Origin of the sequence: Exiguobacterium sp. s129, from assembly GCF_018617585.1 — a bacterium.
Classification (GTDB): domain Bacteria; phylum Bacillota; class Bacilli; order Exiguobacteriales; family Exiguobacteriaceae; genus Exiguobacterium; species Exiguobacterium aestuarii_A.
This window is the reverse complement of sequence record NZ_JACSKL010000008.1, coordinates 60583-86240: the sequence shown is the minus strand read 5'-3', so window position 1 is coordinate 86240 and position 25658 is coordinate 60583. Positions and strand designations below refer to the sequence as shown.

General features: G+C 46.7%; 26 protein-coding genes. 21 read left to right on the top strand and 5 right to left on the bottom strand.

Annotated elements, in window-relative coordinates; translation table 11 throughout:
• The first annotated feature begins 69 nt into the window (after nt 1-69).
• From KNO92_RS10440 to KNO92_RS10370, 15 genes are all read left to right on the top strand, one after another.
• Nucleotides 70-1287: a M48 family metallopeptidase gene (locus KNO92_RS10440; RefSeq protein WP_214761188.1), complete on the top strand. Its 1218-nt coding sequence runs from the start codon at nt 70-72 to the stop codon at nt 1285-1287.
• Nucleotides 1288-1388: 101 nt separating this feature from the next.
• On the top strand, nt 1389-3140 hold the full coding sequence (locus KNO92_RS10435; RefSeq protein WP_214696434.1) for a sensor histidine kinase: 1752 nt from the start codon (nt 1389-1391) through the stop codon (nt 3138-3140).
• The gene (locus KNO92_RS10430; RefSeq protein ID WP_214696432.1) at nt 3137-3847 is read left to right on the top strand and encodes a response regulator; all 711 of its coding nucleotides are present in this window, start codon (nt 3137-3139) and stop codon (nt 3845-3847) included. The genes KNO92_RS10435 and KNO92_RS10430 overlap by 4 nt, the downstream gene beginning before the upstream one ends.
• 15 nt (nt 3848-3862) lie before the next feature.
• On the top strand, nt 3863-4576 hold the full coding sequence (deoD, locus tag KNO92_RS10425) for a purine-nucleoside phosphorylase (RefSeq protein ID WP_074033044.1): 714 nt from the start codon (nt 3863-3865) through the stop codon (nt 4574-4576).
• Between the two features lie 121 nt (nt 4577-4697).
• Nucleotides 4698-5843, top strand: a complete 1146-nt coding sequence (locus tag KNO92_RS10420) for an MFS transporter (protein ID WP_214761186.1) — start codon at nt 4698-4700, stop codon at nt 5841-5843.
• 149 nt (nt 5844-5992) lie between these two features.
• A complete protein-coding gene (locus tag KNO92_RS10415) occupies nt 5993-7378 on the top strand; it encodes an aldehyde dehydrogenase (RefSeq protein ID WP_214696428.1) in 1386 nt (461 codons plus the stop codon).
• 153 nt (nt 7379-7531) lie between these two features.
• Nucleotides 7532-8242 carry a Crp/Fnr family transcriptional regulator gene (locus KNO92_RS10410; RefSeq protein WP_214696427.1) on the top strand — a complete coding sequence of 237 codons (711 nt, stop codon included), beginning with the start codon at nt 7532-7534 and terminating at the stop codon, nt 8240-8242.
• Nucleotides 8243-8420: 178 nt separating this feature from the next.
• Entirely contained in the window at nt 8421-8540 is a 120-nt protein-coding gene (locus tag KNO92_RS10405) for a cytochrome c oxidase subunit 2A (RefSeq protein ID WP_224863290.1), read from the top strand.
• A gap of 24 nt (nt 8541-8564) precedes the next feature.
• Entirely contained in the window at nt 8565-9035 is a 471-nt protein-coding gene (locus KNO92_RS10400; RefSeq protein WP_074033048.1) for a cytochrome c oxidase subunit II, read from the top strand.
• Nucleotides 9036-10721, top strand: coding sequence for a b(o/a)3-type cytochrome-c oxidase subunit 1 (locus tag KNO92_RS10395; protein WP_214761184.1), 1686 nt, complete (start codon nt 9036-9038; stop codon nt 10719-10721). It begins immediately after the preceding gene.
• A gap of 51 nt (nt 10722-10772) precedes the next feature.
• Nucleotides 10773-11363: a kinase gene (locus KNO92_RS10390; protein ID WP_214696423.1), complete on the top strand. Its 591-nt coding sequence runs from the start codon at nt 10773-10775 to the stop codon at nt 11361-11363.
• 139 nt (nt 11364-11502) lie between these two features.
• The gene (locus KNO92_RS10385) at nt 11503-11895 is read left to right on the top strand and encodes a GntR family transcriptional regulator (RefSeq protein ID WP_214696421.1); all 393 of its coding nucleotides are present in this window, start codon (nt 11503-11505) and stop codon (nt 11893-11895) included.
• Entirely contained in the window at nt 11873-12553 is a 681-nt protein-coding gene (locus KNO92_RS10380; protein WP_214696419.1) for an ATP-binding cassette domain-containing protein, read from the top strand. Before KNO92_RS10385 ends, KNO92_RS10380 begins: the two co-directional genes overlap by 23 nt.
• Nucleotides 12550-13356, top strand: a complete 807-nt coding sequence (locus KNO92_RS10375; protein WP_214761182.1) for a hypothetical protein — start codon at nt 12550-12552, stop codon at nt 13354-13356. Before KNO92_RS10380 ends, KNO92_RS10375 begins: the two co-directional genes overlap by 4 nt.
• Nucleotides 13357-13365: 9 nt before the next feature.
• Entirely contained in the window at nt 13366-14472 is a 1107-nt protein-coding gene (locus KNO92_RS10370) for a hypothetical protein (protein ID WP_214761180.1), read from the top strand.
• A gap of 22 nt (nt 14473-14494) precedes the next feature.
• Here KNO92_RS10370 and KNO92_RS10365 read toward each other — a convergent pair whose 3' ends face one another.
• From KNO92_RS10365 to KNO92_RS10355, 3 genes are read right to left on the bottom strand one after another with little or no spacing between them, the layout of a single operon-like run.
• A complete protein-coding gene (locus KNO92_RS10365; protein WP_214696414.1) occupies nt 14495-15139 on the bottom strand; it encodes a hypothetical protein in 645 nt (214 codons plus the stop codon).
• Nucleotides 15136-16302, bottom strand: a complete 1167-nt coding sequence (locus KNO92_RS10360; protein WP_214696412.1) for a DEAD/DEAH box helicase — start codon at nt 16300-16302, stop codon at nt 15136-15138. Before KNO92_RS10360 ends, KNO92_RS10365 begins: the two co-directional genes overlap by 4 nt.
• Nucleotides 16303-16355: 53 nt before the next feature.
• The gene (locus tag KNO92_RS10355; RefSeq protein ID WP_214696410.1) at nt 16356-16778 is read right to left on the bottom strand and encodes a hypothetical protein; all 423 of its coding nucleotides are present in this window, start codon (nt 16776-16778) and stop codon (nt 16356-16358) included.
• Nucleotides 16779-17139: 361 nt separating this feature from the next.
• Between KNO92_RS10355 and pflB the strand changes: the two genes are divergently transcribed.
• Nucleotides 17140-19386, top strand: a complete 2247-nt coding sequence (gene pflB, locus KNO92_RS10350; RefSeq protein ID WP_214696409.1) for a formate C-acetyltransferase — start codon at nt 17140-17142, stop codon at nt 19384-19386.
• A 56-nt stretch (nt 19387-19442) separates the two neighbouring features.
• The gene (gene pflA, locus KNO92_RS10345; RefSeq protein WP_214761178.1) at nt 19443-20159 is read left to right on the top strand and encodes a pyruvate formate-lyase-activating protein; all 717 of its coding nucleotides are present in this window, start codon (nt 19443-19445) and stop codon (nt 20157-20159) included.
• Nucleotides 20160-20208: 49 nt separating this feature from the next.
• Here the strand turns inward: pflA and KNO92_RS10340 are convergent, their stop codons facing one another.
• Nucleotides 20209-21459, bottom strand: a complete 1251-nt coding sequence (locus KNO92_RS10340; protein ID WP_214761177.1) for an Nramp family divalent metal transporter — start codon at nt 21457-21459, stop codon at nt 20209-20211.
• Between the two features lie 145 nt (nt 21460-21604).
• Nucleotides 21605-22570 (bottom strand): ribosome small subunit-dependent GTPase A, encoded by a 966-nt coding sequence (gene rsgA, locus KNO92_RS10335; protein ID WP_214761174.1) that lies wholly within the window; start codon nt 22568-22570, stop codon nt 21605-21607.
• A 244-nt stretch (nt 22571-22814) separates the two neighbouring features.
• Between rsgA and KNO92_RS10330 the strand changes: the two genes are divergently transcribed.
• The 4 genes from KNO92_RS10330 (at nt 22815) to KNO92_RS10315 (ending at nt 25658) form a co-directional block, all read left to right on the top strand.
• A complete protein-coding gene (locus KNO92_RS10330; RefSeq protein WP_214696396.1) occupies nt 22815-23204 on the top strand; it encodes a lmo0954 family membrane protein in 390 nt (129 codons plus the stop codon).
• 22 nt (nt 23205-23226) lie between these two features.
• Complete coding sequence (locus KNO92_RS10325) at nt 23227-23871, top strand: PspA/IM30 family protein (RefSeq protein ID WP_214747228.1); 645 nt, start codon at nt 23227-23229, stop codon at nt 23869-23871.
• A 78-nt stretch (nt 23872-23949) separates the two neighbouring features.
• Nucleotides 23950-24639 carry a cell wall-active antibiotics response protein LiaF gene (gene liaF / locus KNO92_RS10320; RefSeq protein WP_214761172.1) on the top strand — a complete coding sequence of 230 codons (690 nt, stop codon included), beginning with the start codon at nt 23950-23952 and terminating at the stop codon, nt 24637-24639.
• Nucleotides 24636-25658 (top strand): sensor histidine kinase, encoded by a 1023-nt coding sequence (locus tag KNO92_RS10315; protein ID WP_074033063.1) that lies wholly within the window; start codon nt 24636-24638, stop codon nt 25656-25658. Before liaF ends, KNO92_RS10315 begins: the two co-directional genes overlap by 4 nt.

The window sequence follows — 25658 nt, the reverse complement described above, 5'->3', positions numbered from 1 at the left end:
TTTTCGTTGTTTCTTCTGGAAGTAACGGTATAATTAAACATGTATTTTGGAAAAAGAAGGAGAAAATAGATGAATCATTCAAACTTGGTACATAAACGAGAAAAACTATACTTCTCACTATTAGTTGCAGCAAGCGTGCTCATGTTAATCCTCGGGATCGTGCTGACAGTAGCCTCATTCGGTCTCTTTTTATGGATCATCGGTACAATCGTATCGCTCTCGCTCTTTACTCACTGGATTCAAATCGGGTACATTCGGACGAACGGTGTCAAAGTGACGGCTCGTCAGTTTACAGAACTTCATGAGATGGTTCAACGCGTCGGGGTAGATATGGGCATCCGCTTGTTGCCAGATGTGTATATTTTACAAGCGGGTGGTGTATTAAACGCTTTTGCCACACGTTTCTTCCAGAAGAACATGGTCATTCTGTATTCGGATGTTGTGGAATTAACACGGACGGGACAGACGAAAGAAGTGGAGTTTGTCATCGCACACGAGCTAGCACACATTCGTCGTAACCATGTCCAAAAGCAGTGGGTCGTCTTGCTCGGTAGTATCATTCCTTTCTTAGGTTCTGCCTATTCACGTGCTTGTGAGTATACGTGTGACCGGATGGCTGCTCATTACATTCAAGACTTCGGGGCGGCGAAGCGTGCGTTAACGGTTCTTGCAATCGGGGGACCGCTCGCGAAAGAAGTGAATGAGTTCGACTATTTGTACGAAGCAAGTCGAGAGAACGGTTTTATCGCGAAGTATAGTGAGTTGTTGTCGACGCATCCAACGTTACCGAAGCGAATCGCATCGATTGCAACAGCTGCAGGTGAAGAAAACATTCCGGTCTTCAAGACGGCTGGATATGTGAAAGCTTCTATCATTTCGATGATATTGTTGACGGTCATCGGGAACGGAGTCCTCATCTCGTTTCTTGTTATGAGCGACGATTTGACGGAGATTGTATCTGCGGCGATGAGCGAGGACCTTGCAGATGATTGGGCGTTGGAATGGGAAGAACCAATCCAAGAATTGACGTACAATAATGCGAGCTATGAAGAAATCGAAGCAGAATTACAAAATGGTGCTGACGTGAATATTCAAGACGAGTATGGCGAAACGCCACTTCACAACTTGTTCTACAATGATGAGGTTGATGAAGAAACAGTTCAACTCTTGCTAGACAACGGAGCTGACGTCACGCTCCAAAATGATAGCGGGATGACACCGATTGATACGGCACGTGATTGGGGACATAGTTCTGAACTCATTGAATTAATGGAAGCATATGAATAAAAGAAATTTCCTCGTTTCAAAAGAGACGAGGAAATTTTTTTGTGGTTTTTTGCAAACGTTTGCATAGCGCGTGATATACTGTTTGGGTAGGAGGGATATCGGTGAATAGCATACGGACAAAGTTAACGGGGATGATTGCGTTGACCATTATTGTACCGGTCATTTTAGCGACGATTGTTTCATTTTGGTACGTGCAAGATCGGGAGCGTGAACGTGGTCTTGAGATGACCGAATGGTCGCTCGAACGGGGGACACGTCAGATGGAACGCTATATCTCTGATTTGAGTCGATTGCCAACGAGCTTATACGCTGATCGTGACGTATTAGACATTTTGGAGTATGGACCGGGGCTTTCGTTACGAGAAACGGAGATTGAAGTGCGGCGCGCGCTCCTCGCGATGTATCTGTCCCGAGAAGATGTGGCGCAAATTCAGCTGTTAATGCTCGAAGATATGGATTCGTTTGCGGTTTATAAAATGAAAGTGTCACCACGATCGAAAAAAGAGCCGAGTGCCGTCCAACGACAGCTATTGGACAATCCGAAAAGTCGTATCTTATTGGAAGCATCCCATCCACTTGTTGCTTATCATGATTTTGGACCGATCATGACACAAGAAGACGTCGTGACGCTTCATTTCAGGCTGGACAAGATTGAAACGGATGAACCACTTGCTATTCTTTCGCTCGATATCCCTGAAAATTTATTCATCGGGCAGCTGGCTTCTTTACAAAATAGTCCGGATGAGAGTTTATGGTTCGTCGGTGAAGACAACCGTGTGTTTGCCCATCTCGGTGAGGGAGAAATTCCGTCTTCATTTCAGCCGAGATCCATCTCGACCGATGGAAAACACCATCAGATCACGAAAACATTCGAGTTTGACCATCAGCAGTTTTATGTCGGTAAATCGATTCCAGATGAACTCTTGACCGAACCGGCTTCACGAACGTCATTCATCATCTTGCTTGTCGGGATGGTCTCGCTCATTTTGGCACTGATCGGAGCGACCTATGCTTCGATGAAATTGACGACACCAATCAAGACGTTGACCTCAAACATTTGGCGAATCGAGCAAGGGGACATGACCGTCTCATTTGATTCCCTCGGAAATGATGAGTTCGGCGTACTCGGAAGACAGTTCAAGCGAATGATTGAACGGATCGATGATTTAATTCAACGAGAGTATAAGCTCGCCTTAGAGAATCGGACGAATGAGCTTCGTACGCTTCAGGCGCAAACCAATCCGCATTTCTTATTTAATACGTTACAGTCAATCGGAACATTGGCATTGAAGGGAGATGGCAAGACGGTCTATCGATTGATCACGCAACTGTCTTCTATGATGCGGTATACGATGCATCCAGAAGAGTCGATGGTGACACTGAAACGAGAGATCGAGCATTTGAATTCATACATTCGTCTTCAAGACGTACGATTTCCAAATCAGTTTCAAGTGACCGTTTCAGTTCCTGAAGACCTCCATGAACTGATTGTTCCCAAAATGATTTTGCAGCCGTTGGCAGAGAACTTTTTCAAGCATGGGTTCGAGCGGGACGGCTCTGCTTTAGCGAATCGATTTGATGTGACGGCCTGGATGGACGGCACGTCACTCGTGATTCGTTGTGAGAACAGTGGTCGTTCGCTGACGACCGAGGAATGGGAACGAGTCATGTCACGGATTGAACAAAGTGATTCGACATTTTATGACACGGAAGGCACAGGATTACGAAACATTCGCGATCGACTCATGTTAAACTATAATCGGGAGGCAGAATTTATGTTGGCTACACCTGAAACAGGCGGTTTTCGAATTATGATGCGTTTCCCGGCTTCTTCTGAGGGGGTGGCGTCATGACGAAAGTGTTGATTGTAGATGATGAATCTCCGGTAAGGGAAGCGGTGAAATTACTCGGTGAATGGGAACGGTTCGGTGTGACGACGGTTCTTGAAGCAACGGATGGGCGTGAAGCACAGGCGCTCATCGAACAAGAACGTCCAGCGCTCATCTTATCCGATATTCAAATGCCCCATTGTGATGGAATCGAGCTGATGGAGTGGGTACACGACCATGCTTCATTTTCTAAGCTTGTCGTGTTGACAGGATACGATGAATATTCGTATATGCGACGCGCCATCCAGTATGGGAGCTTTGATTATTTGTTAAAACCGATCGACCCGGATGTATTGAATGATACGTTGGCACGCGCGTTAGGGGACGTGGTGGATCGATCGAGTGAAGACCCGATTTCTCAGATTGGAACGTTCATTGAACAGCATTTTTCGGAAGAACTGAGTTTGCAAGGGATGAGCGAACGATTTTACTTAAGTCGAGAGTACATCTCGCGACGTTTTAAACAACAATATGGCGTGAACTTGTCCGAATACGTATTGACGATTCGGATGAACGAAGCGAAGCGCCTGTTAGAGACGAGTAGACAGCGTATCTATGAAGTCGCCCAAGCAGTCGGCTTTTCGGACGATAAATATTTCCGGAAAGTCTTTAAAAAACAAGTCGGTGTTACTCCGAACGAATTTCGGGAAAAGGTTCAACGACAAGCTTAAAGGAGGAATTCAAACATGAGTGTACACATTGGAGCTCAAGAAGGACAAATTGCAGAAACGGTATTACTTCCAGGGGATCCGCTTCGCGCCAAGTATATCGCGGAGACGTTTTTAGAAGACGTCGAATTATATAATGAAGTTCGTGGGATGTACGGCTTCACAGGTACGTACAAAGGAAAACGCATCTCGGTCCAAGGAACAGGGATGGGTGTGCCTTCGATGTCGATTTACGTGAACGAACTCATCATGTCGTACGGTGCAAAAAACTTGATCCGTGTCGGAACTGCCGGCGGAATTCAAGAAGATGTCAAAGTGCGTGATGTCGTCATCGCGATGAGCGCATCAAGTGAGATGGGGCAAAACCGTGTACGCTTCAACGGAATGGACTATGCACCAACAGCGACGTTCGACCTCCTACATCGTGCGTATATGAATGCAGAGAAAGCCGGAATCCCGGTCAAAGTAGGACAAATCTTCACAGCGGACCAATTCTATCAAGATGACTTCCACCACTTCAAGAAGTGGGCGGACTTCGGTTGCCTCGCAATCGAGATGGAAGCAGCGGGTCTTTACACGCTTGCGGCGAAACATAAAGTAAACGCGTTGACAATCCTCACAATCTCTGACCACTTGTTGACAGGTGAAGAGACGACTTCAGAAGAGCGTCAGACGACGTTTGATGAAATGATTCGTGTCGCTCTCGATACAGCGGTTGAAGTGACGAACTAAACAGTTTTCCCTACAGTCTTTGGCTGTAGGGATTTTTTGTGTCCAAACCCATTCATCCCTATGAAACGGTTGGAGCTCCAGCTAGACTAAGGATAAGATACCGAGAAAGAGGAAATGTCTAATGAAAACTCCATCACGTTTTATATTATATGCAATTGTATTTTTTGCTTTTTTTGATCTGTTCGCCCAACTTCCAATCATGAGCACATTTGCGTTATCCGTTGGGGCATCTTCATTTATCGCTGGTTTTTCCATCGCAATTTATTCGTTGACGAACACGTTTGGAAATGTGCTGTCCGGTATATGGACTGACAAGAATGGTCCATATCGCGTATTGGTTCTCGGTTTGTTTCTGACGAGCTTAAGTTTACTCGCTTACCAATTCGTCGACTCGCCATCCATATTACTGCTTGTCCGGTGTGTCCACGGCTTTATGGCTGGACTGATCGTCCCGGCTGCGTTTACCTTGTCTGCGAACATCACAGCAATGAATCGTCAAGGGAAGAAAGTCGCCATCACCGGTAGTTTCGTCGGATTAGCGGCCATTATCGGTCCTGCGTTCAGTGGAATTGTCGCCAGTATCACATCACCACCGACCGTCTTTTTATTTGTTTCTTTATTCGGCTGGGTGATTCTGTTCGTGACAATCGTAACGATGCGACGGAATCAAACGGTGGATTCGAAGAAAGATACCCATACAGCACCGATAAAACCAGACCTGAAAGTGATTCGAGCCTATTGGGGGGCATTCTTCCTCATGTTTTCCCAAGGGGCACTTGCGTTTTTGTTACCGGTTCATGTGCAGGAGCTTGGCTATGATTCACGATTGAGTGGGACGTTGCTCAGTATGTTCGGCGTGGTCGCCGTCTTATTCTTTTTATTACCGACGAACCGATTGTTCGATCGATTTTCACCGACCAAATTGACGGCACTTGGGGTGGCGATTATTGGGACGTGCCAGATGTTAATTGGACAAGCAGGTGTACAAACGAGCCTTTATGGGGTACTTGCCTTATATGGTGTCGGGTTTGCGATTCTTTTCCCGGCCATCAACACATTGTTGATTCAATCAACTTCTCCTCAAAATCGAGGAAAAGCATACGGGGCGTTCTATGCCTTTTTCTCTCTCGGTACGGTAGCGGGATCTTCTTTTTTAAGCGCTCTGCCACTTTCAGTCGTCGAGCAGTTCACGCTAACTGGTTTGATTTTATGGGGGGCGAGCCTCCTCTTTCTTGTCAGTGTGGTAAAGGGAAGACGGATATTTTGACACGATAAAAGTAATGTATTACTCTATGGTTAAATGTTTAAACATTTAAACGGTTAGTGCAACTTGCATCGATGAAAGCGTTTTTTTGATTCGCTTTTCACTCGATGATAAAATGAAATCAATGTGATGAATCATAAGGAGGAAAGTTCATGCTGGCACCGATTGAACAATTGACGATTGACGAGCTTGTTCAGAAGCAACGTCGTTTCTTTAAAACACAGGCGACGAAATCAATGGCATTCCGTTTAAGTATGCTGACGTTTTTAAAGGAATCGATCAAGCATCATGAAGCGGACTTGCTAGAAGCCCTTAAAGAGGACTTGAACAAGTCGGAAATGGACGCATATACGACAGAAATCGGATTCATTTATGACGAGATTTCCCGGACGACACGCGAATTAAAACGATGGATGCGTCCGAAGCGTGTGCGTGGAACTGCCATCCATCTTGGAATGAAGAGTGAAATTCAATATGAGCCATACGGTACGGTATTGATCATCGCTCCGTGGAATTATCCGTTCCAACTAGCGGTCGCACCACTCATTGGTGCCATTGCCGCGGGAAACACAGCGGTCGTCAAACCTTCAGAACTGACACCGAACGTCGCGCGTGTCCTGACACAAGTGCTAGAACGTGCTTTCACCGATCGATATATAGCAAGTGTCGAAGGGGATAAAGACACAGCCCAAGAGCTCTTGAATCAAAAATGGGACTACATTTTCTTTACAGGTTCGACGCAAGTCGGTCGAATCGTGAATAAGGCGGCAGCAGAACATTTAACACCCGTCACACTCGAACTCGGAGGAAAATCACCTGTCATCGTTCACGGAGATGCGAATGTCTCCATCGCAGCAAAACGTGTCGCGTGGGGGAAATGGATGAACGCCGGGCAAACGTGTGTCGCGCCAGACTATGTGCTTGTACATGAATCGCAGCAAGAAGCATTTTTAGAGGCAATCAAACAAGAGGCGTTTGCGATGTTCGGGAACGGTGTCGGTACGAAACGATACACACGTATCGTCAACGAATCGCATTTCGACCGTTTGTCTCACTATTTGACGGAAGGTGAACTTGCTTTTGGCGGGGAAACGAACCGGGATGAGCTAAAAATTGCACCGACTGTCATGACGAATCTCGAAGAAGATGCTGATGTGATGAAAGACGAGATTTTTGGTCCGATTTTACCGATTATTCCTTATCGTCAACTAGATGAAGTGATCGAGTTCATCTCTGACCGGCCGCATCCACTCGCGCTCTATCTCTTTACGGAATCGAAAGATGTGGAAAGAACGATCATGAAACACCTCTCCTTTGGAGGAGGATGTGTGAACGATGTCATCATGCATTTGACGAACCCGAATCTCCCGTTTGGTGGAGTGGGTGAGAGCGGTATGGGTGCCTATCACGGACGTACGAGCTTTGAGACGTTTAGTCATGCGAAGTCTATTTTGAAAAACACGACAAAATTTGATTTACCAGTCCGGTATCCGAACTTCAAACCGGCCGAACAATTGATTCGATTGATTCAACGATAAAGCTATAGAGAGACTCGGTACGAATGCCGGGTCTCTTTTTTTGAAAAAGATTGTTTGAAATGTCACATACTTTTCTGATACTCCCTGTCACACTCCTGTATAATAAAGTCATAATTGGAACGTACGAATGAAACGTGGAGGGAGCACCGACCTATGTCAATGCAATGTGGAACGACCCAACCGAACAGTTTTGTATTCTCAGATGAAACGAAACAATTGCTACTGGAAATGATGACGATTCAACATCATCCGAAAGCGAGTATCGTATGTTGGGAAGGTGAAAAGTGTGATAAGTTCTTTTACTTGAAGAGTGGTTCTGTCAAATTCACAAAAATCACGAAAAAAGGTAATCCACTCGTCATGTTCATGTATGGGGCGGATGATTTCTTTGGCGAGTTTGACATCGTGGAAACGTTCCCTAGTTCGTATAGCATCGAGACGACTGAAGAGAGTACGATTGGAACCATTTCAAAACGTGAATTGGAATCGCTCATGCAACGAGATATCCGCTTTGCCGGAGAAATTTTACGATGGACGTCCATGATGCGGAAGCATTCAGAAATGAAAGTACGGGACTTATTATTGTATGGAAAACCAGGAGCGCTGGCTTCAACCCTACTTCGCATGGCAGCTATGTCCGGCGTGGAAGAGGAAGATACGATCGTCATTCCTCGTCATCCGTCTGATGGAGAACTCGGACAATTGATCGGGGCACCGCGTGAGACGGTGAATCGATTAATCAGTCAATGGCGAAAAGAAGGAGTCATCAGTACGACAACCAAATCGATCGTCATCCATGATGTTGATTTTTTAAAAGAGCTTTGTCACTGCGAAGGTTGTCCTGCAGGAATATGTCGTTTATGAACCGCCTCATGTGAAGGCGGTTTTTTTGAGACCTATTTTTATGGAAATGTGAATTTTGTGTGTTGAAACTACGCAAAATTGATGTGATTGTCACTTTTAGAGTGATAAATATCACATATTATCCACTAGGCGATTGCATACAATGAAAGTGGAAAAACAACCGAAAGGGGTCTTACACGTGGAACATAAAGATGGGCAAGAACCGAACCTAAAAGGAACGTTTACATCGGTCATGATCGTTGCAGGTGTCATCATCGCCATGTGGTCATCAGTATTTTACTTATTCGTCACACGATAAACATGTAGGGAGGAGGGTCTCATCGTGCATATTCATAAACTAGAAAAGTATTGGCTTACATTTGGTATTATCCTACTCGCGGTCTTCTTGACTGTTCTCGGGGTATCGGCATTCGCGGCAGGGAACCAGCCAGCGTCGGATGCGGATTTGATTGACCCGGCAAAAGTAAATCAGACGGCTCCATTCGACAAACCAGGACTTCATCAAATTGGTGAGAATGAATACGAACTTGTCATGATCGCACAAGCGTTTACGTTCACACCAGGGAATGTTGAAATTCCAAAAGGCGCAAAAGTAACATTCCTTGTGACGTCACCTGACGTCGTACACGGATTCCAGTTGACAGGTACTCCGGTCAACATGATGGTCGTCCCTGGACATATTAACTCATTGACGTACACGTTCGAGGAAGCTGGCGAATTTTTGATTCTTTGTAACGAATATTGTGGGACAGGGCATCACATGATGTCGACTAAAATCAAGGTGGTGGAGTAAATGAACGACGTATCATCTAAACTGAAACAATGGGAGATGGAGCGAGGGGTTCCTGTTCCAAGTATCGGAGCGAAAGAGGCGCGTCTTGCCTACGGACACGTTCTCGTATCGGTGCTCGCCATCTTGATTGGAGCGCTAGCCGGATTGACACAGACGTTGATTCGGACGGGTGTCATTCCTGAAATCTTTGGATACTATCAATTGCTAACGGCTCACGGTATCATGCTCGGGATCGTCTTCACGACGATGTTCATCATCGGTCTTTTATATGCGTTATTGGCAAAGTCGTTCGGTCGCTTTGAATCATTCCCGACACGTGTCGCTTGGCTCGGTTTTTGGACGATGATTATCGGTGCCGTCATGGTAACGGTCATGATCTTGGCTAACAAAGGGACAGTATTGTATACGTTCTATGCACCGCTCATGGCAGATCCGCTCTTCTATGTCGGACTCGTCCTGTTCGTAGTCGGAACGTGGTTGTCGTCATTCGCGATGTTCCGTATGTATGCGGACTACAAACACGACAACCCAGGCGTTCATCCGCCGCTCCCGGCTTATATGAGTATTATGACGATGCTTCTATGGGACATTGCGACACTCGGTGTCGCAGCAACGATTCTGTTCCAACTCCTTCCTCTCTCGTTAGGATGGACAGATACAGTCGGAATTGAGTTATCTCGTACATTGTTCTGGTACTTCGGTCACCCGCTCGTTTATTTTTGGCTCATGCCGGCATATATTGTATGGTACACAGTCGTGCCGAAAGTCATCGGTGGGAAGATCTTCTCGGATGCGTTGGCACGGATGGCGTTCTTGTTGTTCTTGCTCTTCTCATTCCCGGTCGGCTTCCATCATCAGTTGACAGAACCGGGGATTGAACCGTTCTGGAAGTTCGTTCAAGTTATCTTGACGTTCTTGGTCGTCATCCCATCGTTCATGACAGCATTCTCGCTCTTTGCGACGTTCGAACTTCGTGGACGTGCGCTCGGCGCGAAAGGATTGTTCGGTTGGGTGAAGAAAATGCCGTATGGTGATGTTCGTTTCCTCGCACCATTCATCGGGATGCTATTCTTCATTCCTGCCGGTGCAGGTGGGATCATCAACGCGTCTCACCAATTGAACGCGATGGTTCACAATACGCTTTGGGTCACAGGTCACTTCCATATCACAGTCGGAACGGCTGTCGCCTTGACGTTCTTCGGAACGGCATACTGGCTCGTACCAGTACTTCGTGGTCGCACGTTGACAAAAGCGATGAACAAGCTTGGATTGATTCAAGCAGGGACGTGGGCGTTCGGTATGGCCATCATGTCATATGCGATGCACATTTCAGGATTGAATGGTAACCCACGTCGTACGGGTCCAGCAACTTACTTCTCGGATGCATTGACGCGTGAATGGATTCCGTACCACGTCATGATGGCGATTGGAGGAACGATTTTATTCATCTCGGTTCTGATCTTCGTCTACTCGATGTTCAACTTGTCATTCCTCGCTCCAAAAGGCGAAGAGGAATTCCCGCTCGCTGAGACAGAAGAGGCGGCTATGGATACACCGCGCTATTTCGAAAACTGGAAATTGTGGATTACGGTAACGTTCGTCTTGATTGCATTTGCATACACGGTTCCAATCTGGCACTTGATTGAGAGTGCGCCTCCTGGAGCGCGTGGTTGGGTACTCTGGTAAACTAAAGTCAGCTCATACGTGAGCTGACTTTTTTGTGTGGGGAGGAACGATATGAACGTATTAGACGTCATCCATGAAGCGCGTTCGATGCATTCAGCCAATCGCCCGTTTGTCGTGGCGATTGATGGATTGAGTGGAGCGGGCAAGACAACGCTCGTCTCGCGTTTGAGCGAAGAGCCGACTATACTTGTTCTTCACATTGATGACTATATTGTCGAACGAGACAAACGCTATGAGACCGGACAGCCTGAATCGACCGAGTATTACGCACTTCAATGGGACGTGTCGCGTCTTGAGAACGAACTGTTCCGTCCTTTAACAGAAGGGGTTAAGGAGTTAGCATTACCGCGATACAATCATGAACGAGATGTCATCGTTGAAGAAGTAATCGATGTGTCATCTGCTTATACCATTGTCGTCGAAGGGATTTTTCTACAACGACCGGAATGGCGACCATATTACGATTACGTGATTTATCTCGACTGTCCCCGCGAGGTTCGGTATGAACGGGTATTGAATCGAGATACATATCTCGGCGTCCCGGAGGAACGGCTTGCGAAATACAAGAGGCGCTATTGGCCAGGGGAAGATCTTTATCTTCAACTCGTCGACCCGAAAAGAGGAGCAGATATCGTGCTCTGACTGAACGTTTCAACATCTGATGTACGCGTCAGGTGTTTTTAATTTGGAGAAAATTTGAAAAAATGATTGACGTCAAAGTGTATTATGCTAATAATACAGTTAGAAAGTGTATTAACCATGTCATACACTTAGAAAGGTGATGAACATGCAATTCAATACGAGGGCACCGGTTTACCTACAGGTCGTCGATTACTTCAAAAAGAAAATGGCGCTCGGTGAATTGAAAGCCGGGGATGAGATGCCATCTCGGCGTGAGCTTGCGAATGAATTAAAAATTAATCCGAACACGGTTCAAAAAGCGTTCAAGGAAATGGAGGACCAACAATTGATTACGACCGAACGAAATCGACCGAGTCGCGTGACGACAGATCGAACGGTATTGGCACAAATCCGCTCTGAGATTGTAGATGACGCGGTCGCCGTATTTGTGGAATCGATTCAAGAGCTTGATGTCTCGGTGGACGAGCTTGTCGAGAAAATCAAACGACAGTACAAGGAGGGAATGTACGATGATCGAAGTGTTGGGAGTTAAAAAACGCTATCGGCGGAAACAAGTCATTGAAGACGTGTCGTTCACAGCGAATAAAGGTGAAATCACGTGTCTCATCGGCTTGAACGGTACGGGGAAGTCGACGTTGTTGAAAGGCATCATGGGATTGACACCTTTCGATAAAGGTTCGGTATTGATCGATGGGAAACCGATTGATTTGAATCGTGTCGCCTTTATCGCCGACCATGCGATGTTCCCGATTCACTTTACAATCGAACAATGTGAGGCGTTCATGAAAGATTTTTATCCGACATTTGATTCGGCATTATTTGCCCGTCTCGTCGATGATTTCAAGTTGTTTCCGGAAGATAAGTTGAGCGAGTTATCGAAAGGGACGCTCGCGAAAGCGAACCTCGCACTCGGGATTGCGCAAGACCCGGATTATTTATTGCTTGATGAACCGTTCTCAGGAATCGATGTCTTCTCAAAAGAACAGATTGTCGAACTATTTTCGAGCGAGGTCATGGAGAATCGTGGCGTGCTCATTACGACACACGAGATTGAAGATATCGAGTACTTGATCGACAAGGCCGTCATGTTGAATAACGGAAGAATCGTCCGTGAGTTTGATGTCGAAGATGTCCGTTTCATTCACGGGAAGTCCATCGTCGATGTGATGAGAGAGGAGTACGGGGCATGAATCTATTGAAACTTTTGAGTTGGGAAATCGAGCGTGTCACAAAACCGTTCTTGATGTTAGTTACTGGCCTCCTCGTCGTCCAGTTTGGGTATCTCGGTTACTTTTTATGGGACGAGACGAACTTTTATGAACAGTTGCGACGTGAAGGAAACGCGGACTATCAATTGTCATTTGCAGACTACCTTGGAGGTACGCCTTATCTCTTGTCGCTCGGCATTGCAGTCGCGGCGATGTTATTATACAGCGCCTGGATTTGGTATCGCGATTTTCAAGGACGAGGGACGTTTATGCTCCGACTCCTGACGATGCCACAAAAGCGCATGACTTTGTTTTTCGCCAAACTCGCTACAATTTTAATGATAACGTTGGGGCTATTTTCCATTGAATGGATTGCTCTTAAGTTACAATACATAACGTTCACGAGTTGGTTTGATGAAAAGATGATACCGATGAATGGATCATTTGAACGAGCTCTATCTTTCAACGGAATATTGGGCATGATGTATCCTACTTCAGCTATCAACTTTGTCATCCACCAATTATTTATTGTCATCGTCGTCCTATTCGTTTTCACATTTGTGTTGATTGAACGGAGTTTTTGGCAACGGACGATGTGGTCACCGGTACTTAGCTTATCGATTCTAGTTGTCATCTTGAACATTCCGATTTTAGGCTACGCGTTCCTGTCGAATCGACTGATTTATGATGAGACAATCATTTACGTCGGTGTGGTATTGGTCGTCTGGGCAAGTGTGACGATTTGGCTTAGTCGAAGATTTTTACAGACGAAATTAAATGTGTGAGGTGATAAAATGAAGCGAATGTGGAATGTGGCCGCGCTCGGTGCGGTGATCGTGATTGGGCTTGGGACGTTTGCCGTCGATGCGATGGAGCCGAAAGCGGAATGGGCGTTAAACATCAGTTCGAATCCATCTGTTTGGAAAGACAAGGTCGTTGAATTTGGTTATAACACAGATGACGATGTCGCTCAAAGGTTTGAAGTCACTTCTGATGAGAGTCGTGTCACTTCGGATTTAAATTATATCGCTGAAGGAATTCGTTATCGAGAAAGTTTGAATGAGAACGAACGCTTGATGCACCGAAAAATGAACGGATTGACGTTTGCGCAATCAATTCAAATGAAAAATGGATTCATAGGAATTGGCCAAAATAGAAATGAAGAGCTCATAATCTTTAATCAGTTAGATGGAAAAGAGATCACGACTTATACGTTCGATGCCAAGGATCGTCAAATTTATGAGATCTTGATAGGTGTATGGGCCGGTTTGTTCATGTCCGATGGTCAACTCAATTTGATTTATCAGGAAGGCTTTGATGGAAATGAAACGACAATGCTTGCAACATTCAATCAAACGATGGATGACGTCACTGTCAAAGAAATAAAAATGGAAAATGGATTTATCACGCACGTAAGTGGAACAAGTCGTTTTTATGAGACAAATGGATCTCCGTCCAAGTTCGAAACACGCTATGTCCCAGTCGGCGTCAGTGCCTATGAGACAATTAGAGAAGGGGAAGAGACGTACTATAGTGGAATTACGATGCCGGGGCAATTCGCTTACGATACGGAAACAGGACAAGTTGTCCAGTTGGCAGGAGACCAAGACTTTTGGGACTATTCAGTGTTCGAAAATACATTGTTCACACTAAATGCGGATGGCGAAGAAACTGTCATTGATTTAGGTACCGGGAAGCAGATGACTCGGAAAGTTCTCGACTCAGTGGATCACGCCTTCTATGCAAATGGTCGCCTGTACCAAACGCGCCAAGCGAAAGATGGTGTCATCATCGATGTATACGAGGATGGAAAACAAATCTCAAGTGCAGCGGTTACACCTGAAAACGAGGAAGCGCAAGCGATGCTTGATCAGGTTGACGTATACGTTAGACAAAAATAAGCAAAGGGCCGCGGCCCTTTGCTTATTTTGATGGTTTCGGTATGATGACGCCTTCTTCTAAATCAAGCAACAAGTCAATCAGTTCCGCGCAGAACTCCGGAAATTGCTCCAAAAAGGCACCGGGACCGACTTCATCCGTAAAGTCGATATATAGGTCGGCCACGTTTCCAGACATTTTCGCAGGTAAGGCGAGGAACGCCGAACCGAAGCGCCAGCTGCCTCGGATGTCGAGTAACTTTCCGAGGACGAGGTCGCCGGTCTCGCGTTCTTCCGGTAACTGAACAGCGTACGTCTCTTTTGACTCCCAGTCTTTTAACTGACCGTTTTCCGTCACTTCAAAGATGCTGCAGCGCGGGACGGCTAGTCCACGGAGTGCGTGATAAAGAGCAGGTGACATGTCGCCCTTATGATCAGCCAAATAGCGACCGTGGGGCGTCATGCCATCTTCGTCCGTTTCAAAGAAGACGGCCCAATCAATGAAGAGGTCACGGAAGAGCTCGGCATCTTTTAAATGCCATGTCCCTTCTGATGCGATTTCTTGAATATAGTTCGTCCATTGTGTGCTTCGCGCAAGAGCGGCTTGCTCATATAACTTTTTCAGTTCGGCAAGCAATTCGGACTCTTCGACGAGCAAAGGGAAGGGAATTACTTTCCGGTCTTTTTTCATCGGCGCGGTCCTCGCTTGTTCGCAGGGCGTTTGACGACAGGAGGCTTCTCCTCAATTCGTTTCTCGATCACATCGCCACGATAAATCTCGAGTTCTTTCAATTCGACACCGAGTTGACGCGCGAATGATTTCAAGTGTGGTAAATCGTCCGTCGTCACGAGAGAAAGAACGGTCCCGCCTGCGTTACCGCGAGCCGTACGGCCTGAACGGTGGATGAAGTCATCGATGGATTCCGGTAAGTCGAAATGGACGACGTGCGTCACATCTTCGATATCGAGCCCGCGTGCCGCGAGACCTGTCGTGATGAGGAGCGGGTATTCGCCTTTACGGAATTCACGGAGTGTCTCGACGCGTTCGCGCTTTCCTTTCAAGCTGTCGAGCATGCGGTAGTCCACTTTCAACTTTTCAAGCTCCCCACGAAGTGGTGGCAAGAACGAGCGGTTATTGATGAACGCAAGTGCTTTCACGCCATCGACGTGTGAAAGACGGCGTAACAGTTCTGGTTTGTAGCGACGCGTCGTCAACAAGTAACCGTATGTCACTTGATCGCTGACAGCACGTTCGATTTTGATATGTGCCGGCTCGTTCATGAACGGTGCCGACCACTCTTTGAGTGAATCAGTGAGTGTTGCCGAGACGAGTGCAAGTTGACGCTCATGTGCAGTATGCTTGATGATGCGCTCAGCCGCCTCTGTCAAACCGCTATCGATGATTTGGTCGGCTTCATCGAGAATGACGGTATGTGTCTCATGGAGCTTCAGCTTTTTCTTATCAATCAATTCGACGAGACGTCCCGGTGTCCCGACAATCAAATGAGGCTTTTTCTTAATCCGATCGATTTGACGTTTCAATTCGACACCGCCGATAAACGAGCCGATGCGGACATCGCCTTTTTCGGTGAAACGTTGTGCGACCTGTTGGATCTGCATGACAAGTTCACGAGTTGGAGCGACGACGACAACTTGGATTCGGTCGTTCGATGGATCGATTTTTTCAATCGCTGGGAGCAGGTAAGCGAGTGTTTTACCCGTTCCGGTCGGTGCCTCGATTGTCACGTCTTTTCCATCTAATAGTAGGGGAAACGCTTCTTTTTGGACCGGCATCGGCTCGTTAAAGCCCATCCGTTCCCACGTCTCGTTAATAAAAGGTTTTGTAAAATTCATAATAGGTCTCCTTATCTTTAGGCAAAAACAAAGGAAGCGAAAGCGCTCCCTCGTCAAATATAGCGAACATGCTCCTGACCATCTTCCATTGAAGAACGTAACGTCTGTGTATACGTTTGACCGTCTTCGATGAGTTGGATGTGGGCATCCGCGCCTTCTGCTGTCAATTCCACTTTCTCAATCGTGAATCCTTGATAAACGCGATACTGTAACTCGGACGTCATTTTCTCGAACGGTTTCAGTTCCGGATGTGTCGTGATGACATGGATTGGACGCGACAAAAGTCCGGCAAGTAATTGGTCGCGATAATCGATAAAATCTTCGTTCTCGATGTCATCGTCAAAGCGAATCCAAAACCCTCCATCTTCAAATTCTGTGATAAATCCATCACGCTTTTCACCGGCTTCGTCGACCTTCAACGAGATGCGATCGCCGACTTGAAAGGCGTGGCTTGGTGTTAATGGTTCGTACGTCATGAGTAGAACCCCTTCCTCTTATACAATGTTCTGCCTTCATTGTGTCTGATACGACACAAAAATTCAAGTTCTAACCGAGTGATGTGAGATTTATCACCCCAAAAACTGTATAGTTCGTCACAGAACAATCAAATTAGTACAGATCATAGTTCGACCCTAATTAAATGGGATTCAGCTGTTTCAAACTATATAATTAATCGAATATAACAGTTTGTAAAACGCTTTCAAAAACGGCTATTTCATCATGTTCATAAGATTGTTACAAGTTTCACAAGAATGTAAAACATATTGTTCACATTTTCACGTACACTCACAGTATAGATAACACGCAATTACTTTCGAGAATGAGGAGTGAATCAACATGGCAACCGAAATCAAATCCGCATGGTCAGGTTTTATCCCTGGTCAGTGGACGAATGAAGTCAATGTCAGTGAGTTTATCCGTTTGAACCGTCATGAATACACAGGGAACGATACGTTCTTAGCAGGTCCGACAGAAGCGACAAACGTTCTTTGGAATCGTGTGATGGAACTGACAAAAGAAGAGCGTGAACGCGGAGGCGTTTGGGACGTTGATCAACACACACCATCGACAATCGTGTCGCATGGACCAGGTTACTTAAACAAAGAGTTAGAGAAAGTCGTTGGCGTTCAGACGGATGAGCCGTTCAAACGTTCGATTCACCCAAATGGCGGGATTCGCATGGTGGATGCCGCACTCGAATCATATGGTTTCGAACCAGATGAAGAAATCACAAAAATTTATTCAGAGATCCGTAAAACACATAACCAAGGTGTCTTCGATGCCTATACGCCTGAAATGCGGGCCGCTCGTAAATCAGGAATCATCACAGGTCTTCCGGATGCGTACGGTCGTGGACGCATCATCGGTGACTATCGCCGCGTCGCGCTCTACGGAATTGATTTCTTGATGGCAGAACGCAAAAAAGACTTGGCGAAACGAGGTGGATTCTTATCTGAATCAGACATCCGTGACCGGGAGGAAATATCGGAACAACTTCGTGCCCTCCAAGAACTCAAACAACTCGGAGCCGCTTATGGATTTGATCTCGGTCGCCCTGCGGAAAACACGCAAGAAGCGTATCAATGGGTGTACTTGGCATACCTTGCTGCGATTAAAGAACAAAACGGTGCCGCGATGTCACTCGGTCGCGTCTCGACATTCCTTGATGTGTACGCTGAACGCGACCTTGAAGCTGGTCGTTTAACAGAGTCAGACGTTCAGGAAATCGTCGATCACTTCATCATGAAGCTTCGAATCGTTAAGTTCTTACGGACACCTGACTATAACGAATTATTCTCAGGTGACCCGACTTGGGTAACGGAGTCAATCGGTGGGATGAGTGAAGATGGTCGCTCGAACGTCACGAAGAGCTCGTTCCGATTCTTACATTCACTCACAAACCTCGGTCCTGCTCCAGAACCAAACTTGACGGTCCTTTGGTCGACGAAACTTCCAGAAGGATTCAAACAATACTGTGCGAAAATGTCGATTGAAACATCGGCGATTCAGTATGAGAATGATGACTTGATGATGCCACAATTCGGTGATGACTACGGCATCGCATGTTGTGTGTCACCGATGAAGATCGGGAAACAAATGCAGTTCTTCGGTGCGCGTGCCAACATGGCGAAAGCCCTTCTTTATAGCATGAACGGCGGACGTGATGAGAAGAGCGGCGCTCAAATTGCTCCAGCTTGGGAAATGAATACAGAAGATGTGCTCACGTACGAAAAAGTATATGCCGACTTTGACCGTACGCTCGATTGGTTGGCAGAGCTATACGTCAATACGCTCAACGTTATTCACTTCATGCATGACAAATATGCGTACGAACGCATCGAAATGGCGCTTCACGATCCAGAAATCTTACGGACGATGGCTTGTGGGATCGCGGGTCTCTCCGTAACGGCAGATAGTCTTTCAGCAATCAAATATGCGAACGTCAAACCCGTTCGTAACGAAGAAGGAATCATCGTCGACTTCGAAACGGAAGGCGACTTCCCGAAATTCGGTAACAATGACGACCGTGTCGACGCGATTGCCGTAGAACTCGTCGAATCGTTCATGGAAAAAGTACGGAAACATAAAACATACCGTGACGCGCTTCATACGCAATCGGTCCTCACCATCACATCGAACGTCGTCTACGGTAAGAAAACAGGGAATACGCCAGACGGTCGCCGTGCTGGTGAACCATTCGCTCCAGGTGCCAACCCGATGCATGGACGGGATACGAAAGGTGCGGCTGCATCGCTCTCATCTGTTGCGAAACTTCCATTTGAACACGCACAAGACGGGATCTCATATACGTTCTCAATCGTACCGAAAGCACTTGGAAAAGAAGAAATCGCACGCGAACTCAACTTGGCGGCACTTCTCGATGGGTATATGAGTGGAGAGCACAAAGGACACCATTTGAACGTCAACGTCTTCAACCGCGAGACGCTTCTCGACGCAATGGAACATCCGGAAGAGTATCCACAACTCACAATCCGCGTATCTGGATATGCGGTCAACTTTATCAAGTTGACACGTGAGCAACAGATTGATGTCATCAACCGTACGTTCCACGGTTCGTTGTAAGTAAAGGCTTAGCGGCCTTCCACGGAGGGCCGCTCATTCGTTAGGAGGTCATTTCGATGACAATGGGATATGTACATTCGGTCGAATCATTCGGAACAGTTGACGGCCCTGGTATTCGCTTCATCGTCTTTTTACAAGGTTGTGCGTTACGTTGCCTCTATTGCCATAACGCGGACACGTGGGATTTCAAAAAGAATAACCACCGCTCGGCTGAAGACGTCATTCAAGAGGCGCTCAGTTACCGACCGTTCATGGAGGCATCGAACGGCGGCATCACCATCTCAGGTGGTGACCCACTCGCGCAACCTGAATTTTTAGAGGCATTACTGCGTGAAGCGAAAAAGTATGGGCTCCATACGACACTCGATACGTCCGGTGCTCTCCGTCCTCCTAACTTGGATGCGATTTTAGATCACACCGACCTTGTCTTGCTCGATATCAAGCATATCGACGACGACATGTGTAAAAAATTGACGGGACGTAGCAATGCCAACACGCTCGCGCTTGCCGAACACCTTTCCGAGCGCGGAACGAAAATGTGGATTCGCCACGTCCTCGTCCCTGGATGGACGCTTGAAGAAGGGGCGCTTCGTCGCACCGCCGCGTTCATTCAAAAGTTAGACCATGTCGAGAAAGTTGAGATTTTGCCTTATCATGAGATGGGCGTCTATAAATGGGAGGCGCTCGGACTCGATTATCCACTCAAAGGTACGAAACCCCCGACGTCTGATGAAGTCGAATGGGCGGAAGGAATCTTGCAGGGAACTGTATAAAAAACAAGCGCAGGCCGCTCGGCCTGCGCTTGTTTTTTATATTTAGAGATTAGATAAAGGTTTGGACAATCAAAAATATATTTAATGCGATGACAATCGCTGTGATACCCCATCCAATCCATGTCGTAAAACGATGATTCACAAGCCCGCCCATTAACTCTTTATTACTCGTAAAGAGAAGCAGAGGGATGAGGGCGAATGATATACCGAAAGAGAGAACGACTTGACTCCAAACGAGAGCGTTTGACAAGTTGACACCGGAAAGAATGAGTAAGAGTGGAGGAGCCATCGTAATCACACGACGTATATAAATCGGAATATGCTTTTGAATGTACCCTTGCATGACGACATCCCCGGCCAATGTTCCGACAGATGCACTTGATAATCCGGAGACCATTAAGCCGATGCCAAATAACATGGCAATTGGTGATCCTAAAAAAGAGTCAAACTGCTGGTGAGCGATTTCTAAATCGTTTACGAACATCCCATTCTTATAAAAGACGGCAGCTGCGATAATCAACATACTGGCATTGATTGCGCCAGCGAGGACCATTGCGATTGTCACATCAATTCGTTCAAATTTCATGATGCGTTTTCGTGCTACCGCATCTTTTCCCTTGATTCGCCGTTGTGTCAAAGCAGAGTGCAAATAAATAGCGTGCGGCATGACAGTTGCACCTAATATTCCGGCAGCTAATAAAATACTCTCTGTCCCGTCAAAACGAGGTATGAGGAGACCTGACAAAAGGGGTTTCACTTCGGGCTGAGAGCTAAACGTTTGAATGGCAAACGCAAGAGCAACGACGAGTAGCATCCCAGTCACAAGCGTTTCAAGTGGTCGATAGCCACGTCTTTGTACTTCTAAGATGGCAAAAGAACCGGCCGCGGCAAGTAGTGCTGCTTGAATGAGCGTTATATCAAACACGAGGTAGATCCCGAGTGCCGCACCAACAAATTCTGCCAAATCAGTGGCCATAATCATTAATTCGGCTTGAATCCATAAAAAGACTGCGGTCTTCTTAGAGAAGCGGTCACGACAAATTTCAGGTAAGTTTTTCCCAGTCGCGATTCCGATTTTAGCAGACAGCGTTTGGATTAATCCGGCCATCAAGTTTGCGATTAAAATGACCCATAAGAGTAAATAACCAAATTGAGAGCCTGCTGCAATATTAGTTGCATAGTTTCCAGGGTCGATGTATGCGACCGAAGCGACAAAAGCTGGACCTAGAAAAGGGAGAAGTGTTTTTAATTTTTGAGTCATCGAGCGATGTATTCGAATTAATTCGACTTCATTCAACATGACAGATCCTTCTTTCTTGCCTAATGGTTAATTTGTTTACTTAGGTAAACTTTTTAAGTATATGGCAAGTTTACGCCTGCCTAGAGAACCTGTCAAATTACAATAAAAAAGGACTGCGAGCAGCTTCGCTCACAGTCCAACGAACTTATATCCGCCGTTTTTTCTTTTCTAATACCCGTGCTTGCTCTGCTTGCTTCTTCTCCATGTAGAGAAGCTCACGCCCGAGTTTGACGTAGCTCGCATAGCGTTTCGCATTTAACGTGCCATTCGAGAGCGCCTCTTGGACGGCGCAGCCCGGTTCTTTCTGATGTGAGCAGTCGCGGAAGCGGCATGTCTCAGCAAGCGCTTCGATATCACGGAACGTCTCATCGAGATGCTCGCTTCCTTCCCATAGTCCGAATTCTCGCATCCCTGGTGTGTCGATGACGTATAAGTCATCGATTCGGAACAGTTCGCGGTGTGTCGTCGTATGTTTTCCGCGCTCGTCCTGCGCCCGGACGGCTTGCGTGACGGCAAGTGTCTCGTGGGCTAGGGCGTTCGTCAGCGTAGATTTTCCGACGCCAGACGAACCGACTAAGGCGATTGTGCTTTCGCTCGGTAACGCGTGACGAAGTTCAGCCACACCTTTTCCCGTCACAGCACTGACAGGAAATACTTGAATTCCAGGTGCGTTTAGCTCAATGTCTTCGAGCAGTGTGTCGACCGATTCTACTTGGTCCGTTTTCGTCAGGACGATAATGGGGATTGCACCTGTGTCCCACGCAGCTAGCGTATAGCGCTCAAGGCGGCGGATGTTGAAATCGTGTCCGCATGCCATCGTGATCAAGACGTAGTCGACATTCGCACAGATCAGTTGTTCACGCGTCTCGTTGCCGGCGGCCGCTCGTGATAGAACGGTCCGACGCTCAAGGAGATGGTGAATCGTACCTTGACCATGCTCGCGAACTTGAATCGTGACATAATCGCCGATGACCGGGTAATCCCGCTCGCTCGTCGCCTCATGTCGAAATTTTCCGGAAACCCCGCACATATAGGCGTTCTCTCCGACTGATACCGTATAAAGATGTTGGAACTGTGCCGTGACACGTCCCGTTTCAGTTTGTTGATTCAAAAAGAATCCTCCTTTTAATGATGGAGGACGACAGCCCTCCGATTCGCTGACATTTGGTGACGTGCATGCATCATGTTGCTCATAAAACATCATCCTTTCATTGTTCGATAGCATCAGTGTACCACAGTTATTGGAAACGGTAACATCTCAGTCTAAAGACCGAGGCGAAACAAGCCTTCCGCTCGTCGACCTATACAAAATAACGTATTATGATAAGAGTGTACTTAACAAGGAGGGATGACAGATGAATCACCAAGTGAAAAAGGTGTTGTTCATCGTAGCCGCGATCGCTCTAGTGCTCGTGTTGATCGGTTCTTTACCGAATATGATTTTATTCGGATTAGGAGCGCTCTTGACGCTTTGGGCTGGAGTCCGTTTTCAGGCTGTGACACACATCGGTGCTAAAGTTGGTTTCGGGATCCTTGCCGTCATCGGGATTGGGACGATGCTCTCAAACATTTGGGCACTCGTCGGAATCATTGTCGCGTGGTTGTTGTTTAAAGGGTATATGATGTATACAGGTGAGAAGCGCGACCCGGAAGTCGAAATTTTAAATGCCGACGGAACGCGTGCTAGCCGTAGCAGCTTCCAACAGTTCGATCAAGTGTGGCAAAAATTTGTTAATCGTCGTTAAGATTTCATAAGGAGGATTCACCATGAAGACACCGTTTGATCAGTTTCGTGAACTAGCGAATGAATTGACGAAAGAGATTTCGAAAGAAGTGAAGAAGTATCAAGATAAAGAGATGCCACGTTCAAGTGGAGAAGCGGAATTGAACCGTCATATCCGTGGAGCGGAGAAGGAAGCGTTATCGGTTGAGCGTCTCGTCGAACGTCAACGCACACTGCTTGCAGAACTTGCTGAGAAGCGTGATGATGCCAAGAAGATGGCAGATAAACGATATGAACAGACAGAGCTGGCGAAACAAGCTGGTGAAGAGAAGTTGGCAGAACGTGCAGCTCTTGAGTCAAAACACTACGGAGAACAGTATCGTTACTTCGAAGGGTTGATCGATGAAGGAGAGCGTGAATTGGATGCGCTAGAGCGTCGTGCACTCGAGATGAAACTCAAGCTCGATGAAATGCAAAACAAACGATATGAGTTTGCGATGCGTGAAAACTTAGATCTTCTAAAAGGGGCACTCGACCAAATCTTCGGTCAAAACACGTCGCAGTCTCATCCGTTTACTGAGGAAGAGAAGAAAGAACAACCTGCTGAAGAGAAGAAAGATACGCAAGAAGATGAAGACGATTTTGAAGCAAAACTAAAAGAACTGGAACGTCGCTTTAAACAAGAGTGAGGTGACGGTTCGGCGATGACCTGAACAAGGTCATCGCTTTCTTTGCTTCATACATATGAACAGAAAGGGGGAATGGACATGGAACGTTGGAACACACGTCAAATCATTGGATTCATGATTATCTTATTTTCAGTTGGACTCTTTATCGACATCGTGACGGGTGGGAATAGCGTCTTATTCAGCATGATCCTCCCATTGCTTCTTCTTTATATTGGAAGACGCTTCAGTCGTCGAGGCAAACAGTCGGTCAGCTATATCTTTTACGCCATCGGAGGCATTCTCTTGATTGGCTTGATCTTCTCGTCAGCCGCGTTTGGGTTTGTGCTCTCGGGTCTGTTGTTGCTTTTCGGGTACCGACTCTATAAGAATCGACCGGTCGAATCAAAAATTCGGACACCACTTCGTCAGGAACAAGCCTTCTCGTTCGGTATGAAAGAGTCAGGGCACTATGTGTTACGGGATACGAATGAATTCTTTTTATTGCGTGATGTTGAGATGGATTTATCACAAGCCATCATTCCTGAAGGGGAGACGTTCTTGCTCCTAAATGGACTTGCGGGAGACATCCGCATCCTCATTCCAGCGGGTTACGATTATTCAATCGATGCGTCGATTGGATTTGGAAAAGTCCAAGTCGATGATTCGAACTATTCACCGGTTTTTAACCGTCGCTTCTATACGGCGTCTGATGATTATGTCCAGGCTACGCGGAAAGTTCGTATTCATATCGTGCTCATGAGCGGAAGTGTCGAGGTGATGACGGTATGAAAAAAGATTCTTATCCACGGACGGTCGTCTGGCATCAATTGTTCAGTAGCCTCTTGACGGCTTTCTTGATTACAGTGGCGTTTCTCATAGGTGACTCGACTTCACTGAGCGACTTGTTTTCGCGTGAAGAAGGGTTGCCTTTCGGTGTGTCCATTTTGGTGATTGCCGTTTTGATTGGCAGTATCTTTGGAGTCGCATCATACTTTTACTTACGTCGAGACTTCCGAGAGGTCGCGAATGCCCTTTGGAAACTAGAGAACCAAAAAGAAATCACGTTCCGACCGTTGTCGCCTTACCGAGACACGCTCGAACGAATCGTCCGCGTCTCAAAACAACGTCAAGAGATGATCGAGATGGCGAAGCGAGTCGGTGAACGTCCGGTCAGTGTGGAAGAGGCGCGTAGTGAAGCGGTCGTCGAAGAAAGACGTCGCGTCGCACGAGAACTTCATGATTCGGTGAGTCAACAGCTCTATGCCATCTCGATGATGACGACTGCGGTCAAACAGACGATGCAGACGAAACCGGAATTAGCGAGTAAACAAATGGAGCAAGTGGAGCTCATGGCTCAAACGGCACAGGCAGAGATGCGGTCGTTACTCCTACAACTACGACCGGTGGAATTAGAGGGTATGACGTTAAAAACCGGAATCGAACGCCTATTAGAAGAACTGTCGCGTAAACAGTCGACTGAACTCGTCTGGCGTCTAGAAGAAGTGAAGCTATCACGGCACACCGAAAATGAACTGTTCCGCATCGTCCAAGAGGCAATCAGTAACACGTTGCGGCATGCGAAGGCGACTCGCCTAGAAATTGAGATGCGAACCGTGCAACAGACGGTCATTTTAAAGATCAACGATGACGGAATCGGATTTAACGTGGACGATACACAAGTCGCCTCATATGGATTACAATCGATAAGAGAGCGCACGGCGGAAGTCGGTGGGACGTTACGATTGGTCAGTGTGCCGAATGTCGGAACACAAATCGAAGTACGTGTGAAACAACAAGTGGAGGGGTAA